The sequence below is a fragment of the Vibrio ouci genome, assembly GCF_004551525.1.
Classification (GTDB): domain Bacteria; phylum Pseudomonadota; class Gammaproteobacteria; order Enterobacterales; family Vibrionaceae; genus Vibrio; species Vibrio ouci.
In genome coordinates, this window is record NZ_SATR01000013.1 from 84,493 (window position 1) to 108,299 (window position 23,807).

The following is a 23,807-nucleotide window of genomic DNA, read 5'->3' on the forward strand; positions in this document are numbered from 1 at the left end:
AAGACTGTGTTCTTCTGAAATTGCTGAGCATTTTATGAAGAATTGTGAATGGCAAATTTGATGTAAGGCAGGTTTGAGTGAGTTTCTAAGTTAAATACTCACTTGGAGTTAGTTTTTGTGGCGACGATTTTGCGCAAACAGCTCTTCAACCTCTTGTCGTGGCTGCGGGCGATAGAAGTGGAAGCCCTGAATAGAGTTACAGTTGAGGTTAGACAATAGGGTTGCCTGTTGCTGGGTTTCAACCCCTTCCGCTACCACCGTTAAGTTGAGTGATTTACCTAGGTTGATGATGTTTTCAATCACGGTGATTTGCTTCGGTAGGGTATCGATATCTGAGATAAAGGCGCGGTCAATTTTAAGCTCATCAATCGGGAAGCGTGCTAAGTATGATAACGACGAGTAACCAGTACCAAAGTCGTCAATTGATAGCGCAAACCCAAGTCTCTTAATCGCATTGAGCATTTGCAGAGTGTGTTCACTGTCGCTCATCACGGCACTTTCAGTAAGCTCAAAGGTGATGCAGCTAGGATCAAGTTCCGTCGTGCGAAGCAGTTTCTCCATATAATCAATCAGCTTAGGGTTACCAAACTGTTCTGGTGACAAGTTGATCGCCACGCGGCCAGGTAAGATACCTTGCAGTTTCCAGCGTTTAACCGTTGAAAATACATCGCGCATCACTACGCGACCTAGGTGCTCGATAAGACCTGCACGCTCCGCGACAGGAATGAACGCGCCCGGACTGATATAGCCTTCAACAGGGTGTTTCCAGCGGATCAACGCTTCGGCGCCGTTAATACTAAAGTCACGCGCGTTTACTTTAGGTTGATACCAAACTTCTAAGCCGTTTTGCTGTAGCGCTTTTTGCAGTTCAATCTCAAGCCAAAGACGCATACGCGCTTCTTTGTTCATTTGATCATTGAACTTAATTAGACGGTTACGGCCGCGATCTTTTGCTTCATACATCGCAGTGTCAGCATTTTGCAGCAGAATTCGCGCGTCGTTGCCATCGCCAGGGTAGGCGACACTACCAATTGAACAAGCCAGTCGCTTACTGAAGTGGTGCAGATCGAAAGGCTGATTAATCAATGAGATAATGCGTTCTGACAACATTTCAACCATGCGGTTATTGTCAGGCTCAGGCAGAATAATGCCAAACTCATCCCCTCCTAAATGCCCTAATACCGCGTGTTGCGGTAAAAGACGCTTAAGACGAGAAGAGACTTCTTTAATCACTTTGTCACCAATATGGTGGCCCAAAGAATCATTAATGTTTTTGAAGTTATCGATATCGAGATAGAGCATGATCAGCGGCGTTTCATTATGAATCAGCTGCTCAAGTCGTTTAGTAAAGCCGAAACGATTGTATAGCCCGGTTAGAGAGTCTAAGTGGGCATCTTCATGTTGTGTGCTTGAGAAAGAAACTTGGCCGGACTCCGCATCTTGAATCAGCACTAGTTGCGAGTCACTACCCAAGACCATAGTTGAGTCAGCAAGCAATTGTACTTTACGCTCAAAACCGCAGCGAGGCCCTGTTAAACACGTTAGCGGTGTTTCACTTAACTGATCGACGAAAGTGTCTGAAAAGACCGTTTTCGTTTTCTCGTCGACAAACAAGCGAGATAGATTTTCGCCAAGGATGTCTTGCATTGATTCAAAGCCGAGTAAGCGCAGAGCCGCTGGGTTGGCAGAGATGATGCAATCATCTTCGAGAAGGAAAATACCTTCAGGCAATAAGGAGGTTAGTGTAGAAAACTTACCTTCCGACTCTTCGAGCGAGCGAACTAAGATTTGCTTTTCTGAAGTATCGAGCGCGTGAAAAATCACATGCTCAATTTTGCCATCATTATCGATAGGAGAGAGATTGAAATGCAGGCTAGTCTCAAGGCCGAGATCACCAATGGTCATTTCTGCTTCAATGGATTCGCCTTTGAAGGCTCTCGCATAGTAAGGCTTGAGGTGATCATAGAACTGCTGACCCATGATCTGGCTGTCATTCATACCGGCTAATTCGGTTGAGGTTAAACCTGCAATATCACAATAGCGCCCGTTAACCATGGCATAATTATGCTGGTTATCCAGAATGGCGAAAAAAAACGGACTATTGGCCGTTATTTTTGTAAACCAGTGCTGTAATTGTTGCGATAGCATCAAGTTTGTTCCGACTCTCCGACGAGCTATATATTCACAGTATAAGTGAATCTGAGTGATGTAATTACTATAACTGTCCTAGCGCCTAGTTTAAAGAGTTAAACCAGAGCACCTATTTTTTGATAAATAACAGGAATTGGCAGTAAAACATACTCTATGATGGGGGACTTAGCTAACAAAGTAACGGATAATTCGCGTGATTAACAAGATTCGCACCCAACTAGTTCAAAATGCCGCATCAATTTTGCGATCTCCAGTCCACTTATTGCCTCAAACTGTACAAAAAAAAGCCTTGCTTGAAGGGCTGAAAACCGTGTTTAAAGAAGCGTTAGAAGATGGTGACTTTGAGTTTCTTGAAGGTAAGTGGCTAAAAGTAGAAGTAAAAGATATGCAGCTAAGTTGGTTGATTAGCTATGAAAATGAACAAATTATCGTGGCAGATCACGAAGTCAAAGAAGATGTGCTATTTAGCGGCAACCTCAATGACCTTGTTTTGATTGCTGGACGTAAAGAAGACCCAGATACTTTGTTCTTCCAACGCCGCTTAAAAATTGAAGGTGATACTGAGCTAGGGCTTGAAGTTAAAAACCTCATGGACAGTGTTGACCTCGAATCTTTACCAAAAGCATTACAAACTCTTCTAAATCAACTAGCCGATTTTGTGCAAAAAGGCTTACAATCGCCAACAACACAAAAAGAGGTTGTAAATGCTTATTCGAACTGAAGCGCCAGCGGATATACTGGCTATCGATAGATTGATAAAGTCTACGTTTGAGACCGAGGCCGAAGCCAACTTGGTGATGAAGCTGAGAGAAAATGGTCGTCGTACACTTTCCCTTGTTGCCTGTAGCGATGAAGGCGAAGTCGTTGGTTATGTGCTGTTTAGTCCAGTAACCATTGATGGTAGTGATCTTAATTGGCAGGGGTTGGCACCTCTAGCGGTACATCAAGATTATCGTAACCAAGGTATTGCTGCTGAACTAGTAAAAGAGGGTTTCTCTTCTTTACTTGAGTTTGGTTACCCAGCTTGTGTGGTACTTGGCGATCCTGCTTATTACGCTCGCTTTGGTTTTGAAAATAGTGCTAAGTTCAATATGCATTGCCAATGGGATGTGCCGGAAGGTGCCTTCCAAGTTGTAGCATTGGCAGAAGGTGAACTGGATGGCCATTCTGGCCTAATCGAGTACAGCCCTGAATTTTCAGGAATTTAGAACGCAATAATAGAGGGATGAAGGAAAAGTTATACTTTTGTCCTTTTTTTGACCGCTTAAGTCTAAGTGCGTGCTTTTTTGAAAAAATCTACTTGTCAGCGTAATCGTGTTTCGCTAGTATTGCTCGGCCTTCGAAAAGGAGGTCGCTAGCCTTGTTCAAAAACACGATAAAAAGCGTTTTCGAGCGGCGCTGGCTCAACAATTTGGAACATAGGTGGAAATTATGTTTACAGTTCTACTTGTGATTTACCTGTTGGCAGCGGTTGGTGTAATCGGCCTAGTGTTGATTCAACAAGGTAAAGGCGCAGATATGGGAGCCTCATTCGGTGCAGGCGCATCAAACACAGTGTTTGGCGCAAGCGGCTCAGGTAACTTCCTAACCCGAATGACTGCAATTTTTGCAACAGTATTTTTTATCCTTAGCTTAGTACTTGGTAATATGTCTACACATAAGACTGAGTCACAGTGGATAGACCCGACTCAAGGTCAGGTTATCCAGCAAGCTGACGATGCGAGTGAAATTCCAGCCCCTCAAGGCGAAGAAATTCCTCAATAAGCTATTCTAGCTTTTAGATAGATTTAGCTGCCGAGATGGTGAAATTGGTAGACACGCCAGCATGAGGTGCTGGTGCCTTAGGTGTGAGGGTTCGAGTCCCTCTCTCGGCACCATTGATTTACAAACTTGTAAAACACCTTGGAGAGCGTATAATGCTCGACAAGTCGGACGCGGGGTGGAGCAGCTTGGTAGCTCGTCGGGCTCATAACCCGAAGGTCGTCGGTTCAAATCCGGCCCCCGCAACCAAATCCCTTTTCTTTTATAGATAGTGGATTAGGACAAGTTTGCGTAGTAGCAATACTACGAGTTAAACGGCATAGATATCGTTTAACATATCAGGGTCCAGCAACAAAAACCCCGACTTTTCGGGGTTTTTTGTTATCTAAATTTCCTTAATTGGATGTTTGGAGCTTTGCTTGGAATTTAAATTGGGCTCTGAGCCCTTTTTTTGTTTCTGGAGTGGTTAAAATGACTGGTTTAGAAAGACAACTTACTGAAATGCTTGAAGCTCCTGTAGCAGCATCAGGTTATGAGTTAGTTGGATTAGAATTTATTCGCGCAGGCGAGCATTCAACGTTACGTATTTTCATCGATCACGAGAACGGCATTAATGTCGAAGATTGTGCTGAAGTTAGCCGCCAAGTAAGTGCGGTTATGGACGTTGAAGATCCAATCACTGTGGCTTACAACCTTGAAGTGTCTTCACCAGGTTTAGAAAGACCTCTTTTCAAAGCTGCACACTATGAACAATTTATTGGTCACGAGGTAAGCATCGTTTTGAAGATGGCTGTTGGCAACCGTCGTAAGTGGAAAGGTGTAATCCACGCCGTCGATGGTGAGACAATCTCTGTTACTGTTGAAGGTAACGAAGAAGAGTTTGCTCTAAGCAACATCTCAAAAGCTAACCTGATCCCTAAATTTTAATTAAAGTCTTAGAGGCTATTTAAAATGAGTAAAGAAATTTTAGCGGTAGTAGAGGCGGTATCGAACGAAAAAGCGGTACCTCGTGAACGCATCTTTGAAGCCCTTGAAATTGCTCTAGCAACATCAACTAAGAAAAAACACGAAATGGAAATTGACGTTCGTGTTGAGATCGACCGTAAAACTGGTGAATTTGAAACTTTCCGTCGCTGGGAAGTAGTAGAAGTTGTAGAAAGCCCAACTAAAGAGATCTCTTTAGAAGCAGCTCAATACGAAGATCCAGAACTAAATGTTGGTGACTTTGTTGAAGATGATATTGAGTCAGTAACGTTTGACCGTATTACGACTCAAACGGCTAAGCAAGTTATCGTACAGAAAGTACGTGAAGCTGAGCGTGCTCAAATCGTAGAACAGTTCATCGACAACGAAGGTGAGCTAGTTACTGGTGTTGTTAAGAAAGTAAACCGTGAAACGGTTGTTCTTGACCTAGGTAACAACGCTGAAGCGGTTATCCTACGCGACGACCAACTTCCTCGTGAAAACTTCCGTCCAGGTGACCGTGTTCGTGGTCTTCTGTACAAAGTTGCTCCAGAAGCTCGTGGCTTCCAGCTGTTCATCACACGTTCTAAGTCAGAAATGCTAGCTGAGCTATTCCGTGTTGAAGTACCAGAAATCGCTGAAGAAATCATCGAACTTAAAGGTGCGGCTCGTGATCCAGGTTCTCGCGCTAAAATCGCAGTTAAAACTAACGACAAGCGTATCGACCCTGTAGGTGCGTGTGTTGGTATGCGTGGTGCACGTGTACAAGCTGTATCTGGCGAACTTGGTGGTGAGCGTATCGATATCGTACTTTGGGACGATAACCCAGCTCAATTTGTTATCAACGCAATGGCTCCTGCTGATGTTGCTTCTATCATTGTTGATGAAGATGCAAACGCAATGGACATCGCTGTTGAAGCAGACAACCTAGCGCAAGCTATCGGCCGTAACGGTCAAAACGTACGCCTAGCGTCTCAACTGACTGGTTGGGAACTAAACGTAATGACAGTTGAAGATCTTCACAAGAAACACGCTGAAGAATCTCAAGCTGCAATCGAAAACTTCATGAAGCACCTCGACATCGAAGAAGACTTCGCTCAACTACTTGTTGAAGAAGGTTTCTCAACGCTAGAAGAAGTTGCTTACGTTCCTGTAAACGAGCTTCTTGAAGTTGATGGTCTAGACGAAGACCTAGTAGAAGAACTACGTAGTCGTGCTAAGAATGCACTAACCACTCTTGCGCTTGCACAAGAAGAGTCTTTCGAAGGTGTTGAGCCGGCAGAAGACCTACTAGGCCTAGAAGGTCTAGAGCGTGAGATGGCATTTAAACTGGCAGCAAAAGGTGTAGCAACACTAGAAGACCTTGCTGATCAGGGTATCGACGATATTGAAGGTATCGAAGGTCTAACCGAAGAACGTGCGGGTGAGCTAATCATGGCAGCTCGTAACATTTGTTGGTTCGGCGAAGACGCATAATTTTCAGCAAGGAGGAAGCGGCATGACACAAATTACTGTTAAAGCACTGAGTGAAGAAATTGGAACTCCAGTGGACCGCTTATTAGAACAACTTGCTGACGCTGGTATGAAGAAAGCGAGTAGTGATCAAGTTTCTGACGACGAGAAGCAGAAGCTTTTGACTCACCTTAAGAAAGAGCACGGTGACACTTCAGGTGAAACTGAGCCTACTCGCTTAACTCTACAGCGTAAAACTCGCAGCACACTGAGCGTAAATGCAGGTGGCGGCAAGAGTAAGGATGTTCAAGTAGAAGTGCGTAAGAAGCGCACTTACGTGAAGCGCAGCACTATCGAAGACGAAGCAAAACGTGAAGCTGAGGAAGCAGCAAAGCGTGAAGCCGAAGAGCTTGCGAAACGTGAAGCTGAAGAGCTTGCAAAACGTGAAGCTGCAGACAAAGCACAACGCGAGGCCGAAGAGAAAGCGAAACGAGAAGCGGATGCAAAACGTGACGCTGAAGAGAAGGCACAACGCGTACAAGCTGATAAGGCTAAGAAAGACATGAATGCAAAAAATGCAGAAGTGAATACTCAAGCGAAGAAAGAAGCTGACGAACTTAAGCGTCGTCAGGAAGAAGAAGCACAGCGCAAAGCAGAGCAAGAAGCTGCGAAGCTTGTTGAAGAAGCTCGTAAGCTAGCTGAAGAAAACGAAGCGCGCTGGACTGAAGAAGAGAAGAAGAAGAAAGAGTTAGAGAACTCTGACTACCACGTAACGACTTCTACTTACGCTCGTGAAGCTGAAGATGCAGCTGACCGTAAAGAAGAAGGCGGCCGTCGTAAGAAGAAGAAAAAAGCTTCTAACAACGATGACCAAGGTCGTGGTGGCCGTAACCAGCGTGGCGGCAGAAACCGCAACAAAGGTAAGCTAGCTAAACCAACTTCAATGCAACAAGGCTTCGATAAGACAGCAACAGTAGCGAAAGCTGACGTTGCTATCGGCGAAACGATCGTTGTTTCAGAACTTGCTAACAAGATGTCTGTTAAAGGCACAGAAGTTATCAAAGTAATGATGAAGATGGGCGCAATGGCGACTATCAACCAAGTGATCGACCAAGAAACAGCAGCGCTTGTTGCTGAGGAAATGGGTCACAAGGTAATCCTACGTAAAGAGAACGAGCTAGAAGAAGCGGTACTATCAGATCGTGATAACAGCGCAGAAGCAGTGCCTCGTGCTCCAGTAGTAACTATCATGGGTCACGTAGACCATGGTAAGACTTCTACACTTGACTACATCCGTAAAGCACACGTTGCTTCAGGTGAAGCGGGCGGTATCACACAGCACATCGGTGCATACCACGTTGAAACTGATAACGGCATGATTACCTTCCTTGATACTCCTGGACACGCTGCGTTTACAGCAATGCGTGCTCGTGGTGCTCAAGCGACAGATATCGTTGTTCTAGTAGTAGCAGCCGATGATGGCGTAATGCCACAAACAATCGAAGCAATCCAGCACGCGAAAGCGGCAGGTGTTCCTCTGATTGTTGCTGTGAACAAGATCGATAAAGAAGACGCGAATCCAGATAACGTTAAGAACGAGCTAGCTCAATACGACGTTATTCCTGAAGAGTGGGGCGGTGAGAACATGTTCGTTCACATCTCTGCGAAACAGGGTACAAACATCGAAGGTCTTCTAGAAACTATCCTTCTACAATCTGAAGTTCTTGAACTGACAGCGGTTGAAGAAGGCATGGCGTCTGGTGTTGTTGTTGAATCTCGTCTAGATAAAGGTCGTGGTCCAGTTGCAACAGTACTTGTCCAGTCTGGTACTCTAAACAAAGGTGATATCTTACTTTGTGGTCAAGAATATGGCCGTGTTCGTGCAATGCGCGATGAAAATGGTAAAGAAATTACTTCAGCTGGTCCTTCTATCCCTGTCGAAATCATCGGTCTATCTGGTGTGCCATCTTCAGGTGACGAAGCAACTGTAGTTCGTGATGAGCGTAAAGCTCGTGAAGTTGCAAACTACCGTCAAGGTAAATTCCGTGACGTGAAACTTGCTCGTCAGCAGAAATCTAAACTAGAGAACATGTTCTCTAACATGACCGCTGGTGAAGTTGCTGAACTGAACGTTGTGCTAAAAGCTGACGTTCAAGGTTCTGTTGAAGCAATCGCAGACTCGCTACTGAAACTGTCAACTGATGAAGTTAAAGTGAACATCGTAGGTTCTGGTGTTGGTGGTATTACTGAAACTGATGCAGTTCTTGCTGAAGCTTCAAACGCTATCATCCTTGGCTTTAACGTTCGTGCAGATGCTTCAGCGCGTCGTGCAATCGAATCAGCTAACGTTGACCTACGTTACTACTCAATCATTTATCAATTGATTGATGAAGTTAAACAAGCAATGGGCGGTATGCTAGCTCCAGAATTCAAGCAAGAGATCATTGGTCTTGCTGAAGTTCGTGACGTATTTAAGTCACCTAAGCTGGGCGCAATCGCTGGTTGTATGGTTACAGAAGGCACCATCAAGCGTAGCAACCCAATCCGTGTACTACGTGAAAACGTTGTTATCTACGAAGGTGAACTAGAGTCACTACGCCGTTTCAAAGACGACGTTCAAGAAGTTAAGAACGGCTACGAATGTGGTATCGGCGTTAAGAACTACAACGATGTTCGCGTTGGCGACCAAATCGAAGTATTCGAAATCGTTGAAGTTAAACGTACTTTAGACTAATTGACTATGATTACTGGCTTACTCTTTGATGAATAAGCAGTAATTGGTTGTTGAATACGCCATGGGGGGCTGGAATTTATCCATCCCCCCATTCTTTCTAATAAGAGAAAAGATATGTCAAAAGAATTTAGCCGCACGCAGCGTGTTGCACAGCAGCTGCAAAAAGAACTTGCGATGATCCTTCAGCGCGAAGTTCGTGATTCTCGCCTAGGTATGGTGACCATCTCTGATGTAGAAGTGTCACGTGACCTAGCTTACGCAAAAGTATTCGTTACTTTCCTATGCGTTGGCGAGCAAACGCCAGAATCTTGCCTAGAAGCACTGCGTGAGCACGAAGTGCACATTCGTATGATGCTAGGTAAGCGCATTCGTCTACGTCTAACACCTGAAGTTCGTTTCTACTACGACAATACTCTTGTTGAGGGTATGCGTATGTCGAACCTTGTGTCTGAAGTGGTAAGCGAAGATAAGCGCAAGCAGCAAGATTCAGGTCGTGAAGAAGATCAGGCAGGTGAAGAGTAATGGCTCGTCGTCGTAAAGGTCGTCCAATTAATGGCGTTATCCTTCTGGATAAACCAACAGGCATTTCATCTAATGATGCACTGCAAAAAGTAAAGCGTGTTTATTTTGCAGAAAAAGCAGGTCATACCGGTGCTCTGGATCCCCTAGCGACAGGTATGCTGCCCATTTGTCTTGGTGAAGCAACCAAGTTTTCTCAATTCTTGCTCGATTCAGATAAGCGTTACCGAGTGATTGCTAAGCTAGGTGAGCGCACTGATACATCAGATTCTGATGGTGAGGTTGTTGAGACTCGACCAGTCGATGTGTCGCTAGAGAAGCTAGAAGCATCTATCGATAAGTTCCGCGGTGAGTCTGACCAAGTACCTTCAATGTTTTCGGCATTGAAGTATCAAGGTAAGCCACTGTACGAATATGCTCGTAAAGGCATTGAAGTTCCACGTGAATCTCGCAAGATTACGGTATATGAAATTGCGCTGCATCGCTTTGAAGGTGATGAAGTCGAGATGGAAGTTCACTGCTCTAAGGGCACTTACATTCGCACTATCGTGGATGACTTGGGTGAAATGCTTGGTTGTGGTGCTCATGTGACCATGCTTCGTCGCACTGGTGTTGCCAAATACCCTTACGAGAAGATGGTGACGCTTGAGCAGCTCAATGAACTACTTGAGCAAGCACACCGTGATGAAGTGGCACCAAAAGAGCTGCTTGATCCGCTGTTATTGCCAATGGATACCGCAGTTGAAGATTTACCAGAGGTGAATTTGAATGCTGAGTTAACCAACTTAGTGCAGCACGGTATGCCAGTACAAGTATTAGGCGCGCCAGAAGGAACGCCTCTGCGTATGACTTCTGGTGAAGAGAAGCTCTTTATTGGTGTGGCAGAAGTCAATGGTGACGGTAAGGTTGCGCCTAAGCGTCTTGTTGTTTTCCGTGATGAAGCTGAGCAGTAATTTGCTTTCCCGCTAATTAAAAAACCGAAGTCTAGTGCTTCGGTTTTTTGTCTCTAGCCACTAAATAGCTACTCGATAAGGCCGCTTTGTTTTAGTTGTTCGCGTAGCTGATCGGCGCGTTTACGGTTGACGCCAAAATCTGAATAGCCAACACGTGACTCCGAACGTACCACCAGTGTGCGACCGTCTATTTTCAACTCTAGGTCATCAACAAAGCGCATGATTCTCGAGGTGCACTCGATACGTAAGTAACCCCCTTCTTTGACCGCGGTTTTCGCCCCGGGTAGTTTAAGGGCTACTTCCTCGATGTTGTCGAGACTCGCATTTGCTGTCAGAGTAAAGGGAGCAAGCTGATATTTCTCGCGATTGTCTTGGGTCGAGACACAGTTAGGTTTGTCACCACATGGTGAAGCAGTACGATCCGTCATGGTTTGAACTCCTTGGCTGCAAGCGGTTAAACCCAACATAGCGATGGAAAGGAGAGCTGCTTTCTTCATGTTGAATTCCTGTTGGTTATTTTTGGCTTAATTATATGTAGCGCAAGAAAAAAGGATCCAATTGTAGGATCCTTTTGTGATGTTGATAGAGCTAAAAATCGAATTAGACGTCTAGGTAGTCGAGAATACCTTCGGCTGCTTTTCGCCCTTCATCAATTGCGGTTACGACCAGATCCGAGCCGCGAACGGCATCGCCACCGGCAAAGATCTTTTTGTTGCTGGTTTGGAACATAAACTCTTGTTCCGCTGGAGCTTGGATGCGTCCCCATTGATCGAGTTCAACGCCATAAGGTTCAAGCCAAGCCATTTTATGCGGCTGGAAACCGAATGCCATAATGACTGCATCAGCTTCAAGTATATGTTCACTGCCTTCAACGGGCTCTGGACGACGACGTCCAGCTTCATCTGGCTCACCAAGTGCAGTCTTAACTACCTTAACACCAGAGACTTTTCCTGAGCTGTCTAGCTCAAGGCCAAGAGGTTGCAGGTTGAACATAAAGTTAACCCCTTCTTCTTTGGCGTTTTTCACCTCACGGCGCGAGCCTGGCATATTGGCTTCATCTCGGCGGTAAGCACAGATGACATGGTCTGCATTTTGGCGAATAGAAGTACGAACACAGTCCATAGCGGTATCACCACCACCAAGCACCACGACTTTCTTACCTTTCATATCAATGAATGGTTTATCGTCCTCTAAATCCATTACCTTATAGGTATTAGAAATCAGGAACGGCAGCGCGTCGTACACACCTGGTGCATCTTCGTTCTCAAGACCTGCGCGCATATTCTTGTAAGTACCCACGCCAAGGAATACTGCATCGTAGTCATCAATCAGCTGCTGCATTTGGATGTCTTGACCGACTTCAGTATTAAGGCGGAACTCAACGCCCATTTCGCTAAAGACTTTGCGGCGGTTTTCCATCACCCCTTTTTCGAGCTTAAATGACGGGATACCGAAAGTGAGTAGCCCGCCAACTTCTGGGTAACGGTCAAACACGACAGGCTTAACACCATTACGAACTAGAATGTCAGCCGCCGCGAGACCTGCAGGGCCAGCGCCAATAATTGCGACTTTCTTATCAGTCCATTCGACTTTCGACATGTCTGGTTTCCAGCCCATCTCAAAAGCTTTATCAGTAATGTACTTTTCAATATTACCGATCGTTACGGCACCAAAATCATCATTAAGAGTACAAGAGCCTTCACACAGTCGGTCTTGTGGACATACTCGGCCACACACCTCAGGTAGGCTATTGGTTTGGTGGGACAATTCTACCGCTTCGATAATGCGTCCCTCATTGGCCAGCTTTAGCCACTGAGGGATATAGTTGTGAACTGGGCACTTCCATTCACAGTAAGGGTTACCACAATCTAAACAGCGATCGGCTTGAGCTGTCGCTTGCTGCTTAGTAAACGGTTCGTAGATTTCGACGAATTCAATCTTACGAATTTTAATTGGCTTTTTCGCAGGATCTACACGTTGTACGTCGATAAATTGGTATACGTTCTGGCTCATGATCTATACATCCTCCATGACTTACTGGGCTTGAACGCGCAGTTCTGCAGCGCTGCGACTTTGGTGACCAAGCAGAGTGTTAAGATCTGCCGCTTTTGGTTTCACCAAGTAGAACTTTGGAATCCATTCATCAAAGTTCGCCAAAATATCTTCAGCATGCACGGAGCCGGTTTCTTCTAGGTGCTCCGCGATTAGACCACGTAGATGTTCTTGGTGAATGTGTAAGTCAGATAGGGCAACTGCCTCAACGGACTCTTCATTTACGCGGCCTTGGAAGTCCTCATTCTTATCCAAGACGTAAGCAAAACCACCTGTCATACCTGCGCCGAAGTTAACACCTGTAGCGCCAAGTATCGCGACAATGCCACCTGTCATGTATTCACACGCATTGTCGCCAGCGCCTTCAATCACAGCAATCGTGCCTGAGTTACGTACGCCGAAACGCTCACCAGCGGTACCAGCGGCAAATAACTTACCTCCGGTTGCACCGTATAGGCAGGTATTACCAATGATGGTCGCTTCATTACACTTAAACGCCGTACCTTGGTGGGGTTTGATGACGATCTTGCCGCCTGCCATACCTTTACCAACGTAGTCGTTGGCATCACCGGTTAGATAAAGCTCAACGCCGCCAGCATTCCATACGCCGAAAGACTGTCCAGCTGTACCATCAAGGTGGAGCTTGATTGGCTTGGCAGCCATGCCTTGGTTGCCATAACGCTTGGCGATTTCACCAGATAGGCGCGCACCAATTGAACGGTCGGTATTGATGACGTTATAGAAGAAGTCTGCGGATTGCTTCGCTTCCACAGCGGCTAATGCGTCTTCAATAATCTGTTGGTTGAGCTCTGCTTTATCAAACGGCGCGTTAGGCTCCGTCCAGTAAACAGGGTGTCCTTGCGGTGACACTGGCGCTTCCAAGATATTTGAAAGGTCGAGTTTGCTCTGCTTGGCTGTCATCCCTTCTACTGCTTCCAGTAGGTCGGTACGGCCAATTAAGTCAGTCAGTTTCTCAACACCAAGCTCAGCCAGCAGCTCACGCACCTCATCAGCTAGGCCGACAAAGTAGTTCATCACCATTTCAGGTAGGCCTTTGAAATACTCTCTACGTAGGGTGTCATCTTGGGTTGCAACACCGGTCGCACAGTTATTTAGGTGACAGATACGTAAGAACTTACAGCCCATTGCCACCATAGGCGCGGTACCAAAGCCAAAGCTCTCAGCACCTAAGATAGCGGCCTTCACTACATCAAGACCTGTTTTTAAGCCACCATCGACTTGAAGGCGGATCTTATGGCGCAGGCCATTTACGACTAGTGCTTGCTGAGTTTCAGCTAGACCTAGTTCCCATGGGCTACCTGCGTATTTTACTGAGGTCAGTGGGCTCGCCGCAGTACCACCGTCATAGCCGGAGATGGTGATAAGGTCGGCATAAGCTTTGGCTACACCAGTGGCGATAGTACCAACGCCTGGCTCAGAGACCAGTTTTACCGAAACCAGAGCTTTCGGGTTTACTTGCTTAAGATCGAAGATCAGCTGGGCCAAGTCTTCAATTGAGTAAATGTCGTGGTGAGGTGGCGGTGAAATTAGTGTCACGCCCTGTACTGAGTAACGAAGTTTAGCGATTTCAGCGGTTACTTTATGACCCGGTAGCTGACCACCTTCACCAGGTTTTGCACCTTGCGCCACTTTAATTTGCAGCACATCGGCGTTGGTTAGGTAGTGCGGTGTAACGCCAAAGCGGCCAGAAGCAATCTGCTTAATGCGCGAGTTACGTTCAGTGCCAAAGCGACGTGGGTCTTCACCACCTTCACCTGAGTTCGAGTAGCCACCTAAGCGGTTCATTGCAGTGGCAAGTGCTTCGTGTGCTTCTGGGCTGAGTGCACCAATAGACATTGCCGCCGAGTCGAAACGCTTAAACAATTCGGTACTTGGTTCTATCTTCTCAAGCGGAAGAGGTGCATCAGTCTTTTTCAATTGCATTAAGTCACGCAACATCGCAGTCGGGCGTTCATTTACCTGCTTAGCAAAGCTCTTATAGTCTGATGACTCGCCAGATTTGACCGCTTGTTGCAGAGTGCCGACCACATCAGGGTTGTAAGCATGATACTCGCCGCCGTGAACGTATTTGAGTAACCCACCATGTTCAATCGGTTTACGTTTAGCCCATGCTTTGCGAGATAAGTTGTAGATGTCTTGCTCGAAATCCTCGAAGTTGGCACCTTGAATACGAGTCGTAACACCCTTAAAGCACAAGTTAACCACATCTTGGCTTAGACCAACCGCTTCAAACAGTTGTGAGCAGCGGTAAGAAGCAACCGTCGAGATACCCATCTTCGACATGATCTTATACAGACCCTTGTTGATGCCGTACTGGTAGTTCTGCATCACTTCACGGTAGCTCTTATCAATACCACCGTCGTCGATCACTTTACCCAGCGCCTCGTAGGCTAGGTATGGGTAGACGGCAGTCGCGCCAAAACCAAGTAAAACGGCAAATTGGTGAGGGTCACGTACCGTACCAGTTTCAGCAATGATGTTGGCATCGCAGCGGAGGTTGGCGTCAATAAGGCGGCTTTGCACAGCGCCGACCGCCATCGCTGCTGGAATAGGTAGCAAGCCTTTTTTCAGGTTACGGTCTGATAAAACAACTAGAACAGTGCCATCTTGGACCACTTCGACCGCTTGGTCACACAGGTCCTGAATCGCCTTCTCTAGACCTTTCTCTTCAGGATCGTAATTAATATCTAAGATTGTGCTGCGGTAATGCTCGTCATTCAGTTCGAGCAACTGCTGCATATCAGAGTAGAGCAGAACTGGTGAGCCAAATGTCACGCGGTGGGCGTGTCCATCCGTTTCACAGAAGACATTCATCTCTTGGCCAATACTGGTTGCCAGAGACATAACATGCTTTTCACGTAGCGGGTCGATTGGCGGGTTAGTCACCTGAGCAAACTTCTGGCGGAAATAGTCAGTGACTAAACGCTCTTTAGAAGAAAGCACCGCCATAGGGGTATCATCACCCATTGAACCGACAGCTTCTTGGCCCATATCACCAAGTACGCGTAGCACTTGATCGACTTCCTCGTTGCTCATCGCAAACTGTTTCTGGTAAGTCTTAAGCTGGTCATCGGCGAAGCTGCGTTCACCCACTTTATCATCCGGTAATTCGGAGAATGGGGTCAGCTTGTGGACGTTGTTGTCCATCCATTCTCGATAAGGGTGGCGGCCTTTAAGGTCATTATCAATTTCGCTCGATTGCCATAGTTTACCGCGGCGAGTATCCACAACCAGAAGTTCACCTGGACCGACGCGGCCCTTCTCGGCAACTTCATCTGGTGCGTAATCCCAAATGCCGACTTCAGAAGCGAGGGTGATGAGTTTGTCTTTAGTAATGACATAGCGGGCAGGCCGCAGGCCGTTACGGTCTAAGTTACATGCTGCGTAGCGACCGTCAGATAGAACAATACCAGCAGGGCCATCCCAAGGTTCCATATGTTTGGAGTTAAAGTCGTAGAAGGCGCGCAGTTCAGGGTCCATATCTGGGTGGTTTTGCCATGCTGGCGGAACCAGCATGCGCATCGCACGGAAGATATCCATACCGCCGGCTAAGAACAGATCTAACATATTATCGAGACTTGAAGAGTCCGACCCTGTTTCATTCACGAATGGCGCAGCGGTCTTGAGATCCGGCAACAGCGGCGACGAAAACTTGTAGGCACGCGCACGCGCCCATTGGCGGTTACCTTCAATAGTATTGATTTCGCCATTGTGCGCTAAGTAGCGGAATGGCTGAGCAAGTGGCCAGCGTGGTTGAGTGTTGGTTGAGAAGCGCTGGTGGAACAGACAGATCGCTGACTCCATACGAAGATCAGCGAGATCCAAGTAGAAGCGTGGCAGATCCGCAGGCATACATAGCCCTTTGTAGACCATAACTTGAGTCGACAAACTACAGATATAGAAGTCACTATCATCAGTGATCTGCTTCTCAATACGTCGGCGAGCAATATAGAGGCGACGTTCAATATCGCGTTCGCGCCAACCTGCTGGAGCAGAAATAAAAACTTGCTGAATATTTGGCAGCGAATCTGCTGCAATTGGGCCAAGCACAGCTGAGTTAGTCGGGACTTCACGCCAACCTGAAACGGTCAAGGTTTCTTGCGCAAGCTCTTGGTTTATAACGTCTTTAGCTGACTGTGCTTTAGCTGGGTCTTGGTTGAAGAAAATCATACCGACAGCATATTGCTTGCCAAGGTTAAAGCCATTTTCTTCAGCGATTAAACGTAGGTAAGAGTCCGGTTTTTGTAGCAATAGGCCACAACCATCACCGGTTTTTCCATCTGCTGCGATACCGCCGCGGTGAGTCATGCGATCAAGTGCTGAAATAGCGGTACGTACCAATTTGTGGCTTGGTTCACCTTCCATGTGTGCAATCAAGCCAAATCCACAGTTATCTTTTTCAAGATTAGGATCATATAGAGCCATTGCAATTCTCCCTTTGCTTCACCTGTCTCCCGACAGAACTACCAACATTAAAAGGGTTGGTATATATGACTAACTATTCGTTCTAATTGTTATTATTTGTATAAATATGCACTAAATTCCGTTAGAACTATTAACAAATATTGAGGAAATAATTTTCATCGACTTCACAACGTATAGGTTATTATGAAAAAGGTCAAGTTCTTGGTGGAAAATCATGCTAATGTGCGATTTACCACTTAATACGCTGTAATAGTCTATATAATTCAGAAGCTTAAGGTTTCTAATGTTACAATTTTGCAACATTATCTGTTTCGGGGAAATAAAAAAGACCAGCACAATGTACTGGTCAAATCATAAAGTTTGGAAGGATTGTTCATTTAATCTTTACCACCCAGAATCTACTAAGGAAGTAGCTCGGGTGGCTAGAGATTATGCAGATAGCATCAATGAGTCTGCTTTTGCTTCTAGGTTTGAATTACCCATTAGGTAATCATCAACGGCGATAGCACATTCACGGCCTTCGTTGATACAACGTACAACCAAAGACTGGCCAGTACGCATATCACCTGCGGCAAAGACACCTTTTTGGTTAGTCGCAAAACCTTCAGTAGCGACGTTACCGCGCTCATCAAGCTTGATATCTAGCTGAGCAAGTACGCCCGTTGGTTCTGGGTGTAAAAAGCCCATCGCTAGGAATGCCATATCACACGGGATAACACGTTCGCTACCTTCTACTTCTTTGAAGCTTGGACGCTCACCTGGTTTTGCATCTTGCCATACGATGTCAGCAAGACGTAGACCGGTTACTTCGCCTTTATCATTACCGACAAACTCTTTAGTCAGAATGTTCCAATGACGATCGACACCTTCTTCATGTGAAGTGGATGTGCGAAGAATCATTGGGTACTGAGGCCAAGGCATATTCGCTGGGCGCTTTTCTGGTGGAATCGGCATGATTTCAACTTGAGTGACGCTTGCTGCTTTATGACGATTAGACGTACCAACACAGTCAGAGCCGGTATCACCACCGCCGATAACCACAACATGCTTACCTTTTGCGTGAATTTCTTCAGTTTTCAGGTCCATGCCGTTTGCACGGCGGTTGTTTTGGCCTAGGAATTCCATCGCAAAGTGAACACCTTTAAGTTGACGTCCTGGTACTGGAAGGTCACGAGGAACCGTTGAGCCACCAGTCAGTAGTACCACATCAAATTCTTGACGTAGTTGCTGCGCATTCACATCAACACCAATGTGTTGGTTCACTTTGAACTCAACACCAGCTTCAGCCATAAGATTGACCTTGCGATCAATCACATCCATGCCTAGTTTGAAATCTGGAATGCCGAAACGCAGTAGACCACCGACTTTTTCATCACGCTCAAATACTGTCACCGAATGACCAGCACTGTTCAGCTGTTCAGCTGCGGCAAGGCCCGCTGGGCCTGAACCGATAATAGCGATGGTTTTACCTGTGCGTGAGCGAGGCGTTTTAGGTTTTGCGTACCCTTCACGGTACGCAGTTTCTACAATGGTTTTTTCGATATTACAGATAGTGATTGGGTCTTGGTTGATACCTAATACACAAGCACTTTCACATGGAGCAGGACATACTCGACCCGTGAACTCAGGGAAGTTGTTGGTTGAACTTAGGATGTTCCACGCTTCTTCCCAGCTATCACGGTAAACCGCGTCGTTGAACTCAGGGATGATGTTACCAATCGGACAACCGTTGTGACAGAAAGGAACACCACAGTCCATACAACGAGAAGCCTGAGTATTGATCTTGTCACCAAACTCTTCGTTAAGAACGAATTCTTTGTTGTTTTCAATACGAACTGATGGATCGATCTTCTGAGGAAGCTCGCGACCATGTTCTAAAAATCCAGTAGGCTTACCCATTATACTGCCTCCACTTGTTCCGTTTGTGCTTGCTCTGCTTCAGCCTTACGCTTTAGAAGTACCGCTTTGTAGTCACGCGGCATTACCTTAACCATAGAGGCTAGGCTTGCTTCAAAGTTATCAAGGAAAGACTGAGCAACTTCACTTCCTGTGAATTGAACTTGCTTGGTTAGCATCTCTTTCAGTAGTTCGCGATCTTCTGCTTCGATTGGGTCTAGGTCAACCAGCTCTGGGTTGAGCTTAGTTTCAAAGTCACCAGACTTGTCCCAAACGTAAGCTACACCGCCACTCATACCTGCCGCAAAGTTGCGACCTGTTGAGCCAAGGATTACTGCAACACCACCAGTCATGTATTCACAACCATGGTCACCGACGCCTTCAACAACGACTTTCGCACCTGAGTTACGAACACAGAAACGTTCACCAGCCATACCGCGAATGTAAGACTCACCTGAAGTTGCACCGTAGAAACATACGTTACCAACGACGATGTTGTCTTCAGCGACAATGGTTGATTTCGCGTCTGGGTAAAGCACTAGCGTACCGCCAGATAGACCTTTACCCCAGTAGTCATTTGCATCACCTTCCACTTCGAACTTCACGCCCTTAGCAAGGAAAGCACCGAATGACTGACCCGCACTGCCGTTGAACTTAACGTTCATTGGCTGAGGTAGGCCTGCGTCTTTGTAAACCTTAGAGATTTCGTTTGACAGCATGGTACCCACAGAGCGGTCCGTGTTGATGATAGGGAATTCAGCGTTGACTGCTTCACCTTTCTCAAGCGCAGGAATAGCCGCTTGAATCAACTTACGGTCGAGAACGTCTTCTAGGTTGTGGTTTTGCTGCGTTTGGTTATAAACGCCATCGTCTTCACGCGCTTGCTCAATATGTAGAACAGGCGTTAGATCTAAGTTCTTGTACTTCCAGTGGCCGATATCATCACGAACTTTCAGTTTGTGTGATTGACCAACCATCTCTTCGATAGTGCGGTAGCCAAGCTCAGCCATCACTTCACGTAGGCCTTCAGCCATGTACTGGAAGAAGGTTACGACATCTTCTACGCGGCCATCGAAGCGCTCACGTAGTGTCTTGTTCTGCGTTGCGATACCAACTGGACAGGTGTTCTTATGACACTTACGCATCATGATACAGCCTTCAACAACCAATGCGGCCGTTGCCACGCCCCATTCTTCAGCGCCAAGTAGGGTTGCTACTGCTAGGTCGCGAGGGGTTTTCATCTGACCATCAGACTGAACCACAATACGGTTACGTAGGCCGTTCTTTAGAAGCGTTTGGTGCGTTTCCGCTAGACCCAGTTCCCAAGGTAGACCTGTGTGACGGATAGATGACATCGGGGATGCACCTGTACCACCATCAAAACCTGCAATAAGAACAACGTCAGCTTTCGCTTTCGCTACACCAGAGGCGATCGTACCAACGCCCGCTTCCGATACTAGCTTCACGTTGACACGGCCAGCGCGGTTAGCGTTTTTCAAGTCGTAGATTAGCTGAGCCAAATCTTCGATCGAGTAGATATCGTGGTGTGGCGGTGGCGAGATTAGACCTACGCCTGGAGTCGAGTGACGCGTTGCACCGATCCAGTCATCAACCTTATCACCTGGTAGCTGACCACCTTCACCTGGTTTCGCACCTTGAGCCATCTTGATCTGTAGTTCATCAGCGTTAGTTAGGTAGTAAGACGTTACACCAAAGCGACCTGATGCAACCTGTTTGATTGCAGAGCGTTCCCAATCACCGTTTTCTTTACGTTCGAAACGCGTTGGGTCTTCACCACCTTCACCAGAGTTAGATTTCGCGCCAATACGGTTCATCGCAACAGCCAGTGTTGAGTGCGCTTCGTAAGAGATAGAACCGAATGACATTGCACCTGTCGCGAAACGCTTAAGGATGTTTTCGATTGGCTCTACTTCTTCTAGCGGGATCGAACCTGCTGGGTTCTTAACAAAGTCGAGTTGGCTACGTAGCGTTGCTGCGTTATCGCCTTGGTCATCCACCGCTTTCGCGTATTTCTTAAACTGAGCGTAGTCTTTGTTACGAGTTGACTCTTGCAGTAGTGAGATAGTTTCAGGGTTAAACAGGTGCTTTTCACCACGCTGTTTCCACTGGTAAACACCACCCACATCAAGAACTTGTACTGGGATTTCACGAGTTGGGTAACCGATACGGTGACGTACTAGGACTTCCTTAGCGATGTCATCAATCGTGAGACCTTGGATACGTGAAACGGTACCCGTGAAGTATTTATCAACAACAGACTTGCTGATACCCAGCGCTTCAAAGATCTGTGCACCGTGGTAAGACTGCAGCGTAGAGATACCCATCTTCGAGAAGATCTTCAGTAGGCCGCCGTTGATAGATTGACGGTAGTTCTCAAATAGCTCACGAATATTGGTTTCAGGATCAAGCTTCTTGGTGCGTTGCAGTTCAACCATAGTTTCGATAACTAGGTATGGGTTGACTGCGTTTGCGCCGTAACCGATTAGTGTTGCGAAGTGGTGCGTCTCACGCGCATCACCGGTCTCTACCACAATGTCACACTTCGCACGTAAACCTTTACGGATTAGGTGGTGGTGAACTGCGCCAACCGCCAGCATTGCTGGAATCGCGGCATGGTTAGAGTTAACAGCACGGTCAGTCAGTAGGATGATTGAGTAACCATCGATTACTGCGTCTTCGGCATACTGACAGATACGCTTCAGCGCTCGCTCTAATTTGCCTTCGTCTTCACTTGCTTGGAACACGATGTCTAGTGTCTTCGCTTGAAGGTGCTCGTTATCGATAGCACGTAGCTTCTCTAGCTCTGAGTTAGACAGAACTGGCGACTCAAGCTCTACTTTCTGGCAGTGTTCTGGAGACTCAGCAAGCAGGTTCTGATCTTTACCTAGGTAAGTGTTCAGAGACATAACCATACGCTCACGAATCGGGTCGATTGGCGGGTTGGTTACCTGAGCAAATAGCTGTTTAAAGTAGTTTGATAGATGTTGTGACTGGTGCGAAAGAATCGCTAGTGGCCAGTCGGCACCCATTGCAGAAAGCGGCTCTTTGCCATCTTTCGCCATAGGTACGATGATTTCGTTCACTTCTTCAGAGCTAACACCGAACGCTTGCTGCTTGTGCAGTAGCTTCTCAGGTGAAGGCTGGCTGAATTCGTTGCTCGCATCTGGCAGTTTCTTCAGGCTCAGAAGGTTCTCTTCAACCCACTTTTCGTATGGTTGCGCTGATGCAATGTCATCTTTCACTTCTTCGTCAGAAATGATGCGACCTTGCTCTAGGTCAGCAACGAAGATACGACCTGGTTGTAGACGACCGCGGAACTCTACGTTCTCTGGTTCAATCTCAACAACGCCAGACTCAGAAGCCATCACTAGGAAGTCATCTTTAGTCACTGTGTAGCGAGAAGGGCGTAGACCGTTACGGTCAAGGGTTGCACCTACTTGAACACCGTCAGTGAAACACACCGATGCTGGGCCATCCCATGGTTCCATAACATTCGCGTGGTATTGGTAGAACGCGCGGCGAGTTGGATCCATGTTTTTGTTTTCTTGCCATGCTTCAGGGATCATCATCATTAGCGCATGTGGCAGGCTACGACCAGATAGAACTAGGAGCTCTAGCGCCATATCGAAGTTTGATGAATCTGAGCTGCCTTCCTGACAGATAGGCAGTAGCATGTCGATCTCTGCTTGAGTAAACAAGTCAGATTCGATGATTGCTTCACGGGCTTTCATCCAGTTCAGGTTACCGCGAACTGTGTTGATTTCACCATTGTGAGCAATGTAACGGAAAGGCTGAGCAAGACGCCAGCGTGGGAATGTATTGGTAGAAAAACGAGAGTGAACCAGTGCTAGTGCACTCACCATCGTTGGATTCTGTAAATCTAAGAAGTACTGAGGTACTTGCTCTGTGGTTAGCTGACCTTTGTACACCACGGTCTTGTAAGACATTGAGTTGATGTAGAAGTCGTCACCAATGTTCGACACGCTTTCTAAACATACGCGTACAGTGTAGTTACGTAGTACGTATAGTTTACGTTCTAACTCTTCAGGAGTGATACTAGGACCACCAGAGATAAACACATGCTCAAACTGAGGCTCAGTGCTTAGTGGGTCAGCACCAATCATTGAGTTGTCAGTTGGTAGAACACGGTAACCAATCACGTCTAGTTCAAGGCGTTTAGCATTACGTTCTAGAATGTCGCGACATTGTGCGCGTTTGTGTTCGTCTTTAGGGAAAAGTACGACACCTACACCGTATTTCTCAAATGAAGGCAGCTTAATACCAAGCTTAACGGCTTCTTCTAAAAGAAATTCGTGAGGTTTTTGTAGCAAGATACCGGCACCGTCACCAGAGCAAGGGTCACACCCTTGACCGCCACGGTGTTCCATACGTGCAAGCATATCCAATGCTTGCGTCACTACTTCGTGCGATTTGCGGTTTTTAAGGTGAGCAACAAAACCGATACCACAAGCGTCATGCTCCAGTTCTGGAGTATATAGACCTTGTGAACTTTGCTCTCTATCTACCATGGATACATCCTTCCAGTTCAAATAGGCGCAATTGGGCTAGTCGAAACTAGTTCTACGTCCTGTCCTTTATTTTTATGATTCGAAGTCGCCTAGGTTGGTGACTTTGATTCCATTCCGTATCTCGCAGGAAAAATATTGCGAGAAAAACAATCCTTGGTGTAATCCATTTTTTTGTATCACAATCTAGTGATTTATATAGGTAGGAGTTGGAAAACACCGATGTTTCGCCGACTTTCTATGTAATTTAAAATACATAAAACAGCAAAATCTGTAAGTATCCTACAATTTAGTTAGGCGGAAATGCAATCAAAACTCGACTCTGTTGCCCAC

Annotated in this window: 14 protein-coding genes and 2 tRNA genes; 10 read left to right on the forward strand and 6 right to left on the reverse strand. The window is 46.5% G+C overall.

The window, feature by feature from the left end; all coding sequences use genetic code 11:
* Positions 1 to 108: 108 nt before the first annotated feature.
* Positions 109 to 2,148 (reverse strand): sensor domain-containing protein, encoded by a 2,040-nt coding sequence (locus ELS82_RS10490; protein WP_134835432.1) that lies wholly within the window; start codon positions 2,146 to 2,148, stop codon positions 109 to 111.
* 196 nt (positions 2,149 to 2,344) lie between these two features.
* Between ELS82_RS10490 and ubiT the strand changes: the two genes are divergently transcribed.
* The 10 genes from ubiT (at position 2,345) to truB (ending at position 10,533) form a co-directional block, all read left to right on the forward strand.
* Positions 2,345 to 2,872: a ubiquinone anaerobic biosynthesis accessory factor UbiT gene (ubiT, locus tag ELS82_RS10495; protein ID WP_134835433.1), complete on the forward strand. Its 528-nt coding sequence runs from the start codon at positions 2,345 to 2,347 to the stop codon at positions 2,870 to 2,872.
* Positions 2,856 to 3,359: a GNAT family N-acetyltransferase gene (locus ELS82_RS10500; protein WP_134835434.1), complete on the forward strand. Its 504-nt coding sequence runs from the start codon at positions 2,856 to 2,858 to the stop codon at positions 3,357 to 3,359. Before ubiT ends, ELS82_RS10500 begins: the two co-directional genes overlap by 17 nt.
* A 223-nt stretch (positions 3,360 to 3,582) precedes the next feature.
* Entirely contained in the window at positions 3,583 to 3,915 is a 333-nt protein-coding gene (gene secG, locus ELS82_RS10505) for a preprotein translocase subunit SecG (protein WP_134835435.1), read from the forward strand.
* Positions 3,916 to 3,944: 29 nt separating this feature from the next.
* Positions 3,945 to 4,028 (forward strand) — tRNA-Leu (locus ELS82_RS10510).
* Between the two features lie 56 nt (positions 4,029 to 4,084).
* Positions 4,085 to 4,161, forward strand: a tRNA-Met gene (locus ELS82_RS10515).
* 222 nt (positions 4,162 to 4,383) lie between these two features.
* Positions 4,384 to 4,839, forward strand: coding sequence for a ribosome maturation factor RimP (rimP, locus tag ELS82_RS10520; RefSeq protein ID WP_134835436.1), 456 nt, complete (start codon positions 4,384 to 4,386; stop codon positions 4,837 to 4,839).
* Positions 4,840 to 4,863: 24 nt separating this feature from the next.
* Positions 4,864 to 6,351: a transcription termination factor NusA gene (nusA, locus tag ELS82_RS10525; RefSeq protein WP_134835437.1), complete on the forward strand. Its 1,488-nt coding sequence runs from the start codon at positions 4,864 to 4,866 to the stop codon at positions 6,349 to 6,351.
* A gap of 22 nt (positions 6,352 to 6,373) precedes the next feature.
* The gene (gene infB / locus ELS82_RS10530) at positions 6,374 to 9,061 is read left to right on the forward strand and encodes a translation initiation factor IF-2 (RefSeq protein WP_134835438.1); all 2,688 of its coding nucleotides are present in this window, start codon (positions 6,374 to 6,376) and stop codon (positions 9,059 to 9,061) included.
* Positions 9,062 to 9,175: 114 nt separating this feature from the next.
* Positions 9,176 to 9,583 (forward strand): 30S ribosome-binding factor RbfA, encoded by a 408-nt coding sequence (rbfA, locus tag ELS82_RS10535; RefSeq protein ID WP_053440172.1) that lies wholly within the window; start codon positions 9,176 to 9,178, stop codon positions 9,581 to 9,583.
* Complete coding sequence (truB, locus tag ELS82_RS10540) at positions 9,583 to 10,533, forward strand: tRNA pseudouridine(55) synthase TruB (RefSeq protein WP_134835439.1); 951 nt, start codon at positions 9,583 to 9,585, stop codon at positions 10,531 to 10,533. Before rbfA ends, truB begins: the two co-directional genes overlap by 1 nt.
* A 68-nt stretch (positions 10,534 to 10,601) precedes the next feature.
* Here truB and ELS82_RS10545 read toward each other — a convergent pair whose 3' ends face one another.
* From ELS82_RS10545 to gltB (ELS82_RS10565), 5 genes are all read right to left on the reverse strand, one after another.
* Positions 10,602 to 11,030, reverse strand: a complete 429-nt coding sequence (locus ELS82_RS10545) for a DUF1499 domain-containing protein (protein WP_134835440.1) — start codon at positions 11,028 to 11,030, stop codon at positions 10,602 to 10,604.
* 103 nt (positions 11,031 to 11,133) lie between these two features.
* Positions 11,134 to 12,546, reverse strand: coding sequence for an FAD-dependent oxidoreductase (locus ELS82_RS10550; protein ID WP_134835441.1), 1,413 nt, complete (start codon positions 12,544 to 12,546; stop codon positions 11,134 to 11,136).
* A gap of 21 nt (positions 12,547 to 12,567) precedes the next feature.
* Positions 12,568 to 17,031 carry a glutamate synthase large subunit gene (gene gltB, locus ELS82_RS10555; RefSeq protein WP_134835442.1) on the reverse strand — a complete coding sequence of 1,488 codons (4,464 nt, stop codon included), beginning with the start codon at positions 17,029 to 17,031 and terminating at the stop codon, positions 12,568 to 12,570.
* A 429-nt stretch (positions 17,032 to 17,460) separates the two neighbouring features.
* Complete coding sequence (locus tag ELS82_RS10560) at positions 17,461 to 18,930, reverse strand: glutamate synthase subunit beta (protein WP_134835443.1); 1,470 nt, start codon at positions 18,928 to 18,930, stop codon at positions 17,461 to 17,463.
* Positions 18,930 to 23,477: a glutamate synthase large subunit gene (gltB, locus tag ELS82_RS10565; protein WP_134835444.1), complete on the reverse strand. Its 4,548-nt coding sequence runs from the start codon at positions 23,475 to 23,477 to the stop codon at positions 18,930 to 18,932. Before gltB (ELS82_RS10565) ends, ELS82_RS10560 begins: the two co-directional genes overlap by 1 nt.
* Positions 23,478 to 23,807: the final 330 nt, after the last annotated feature.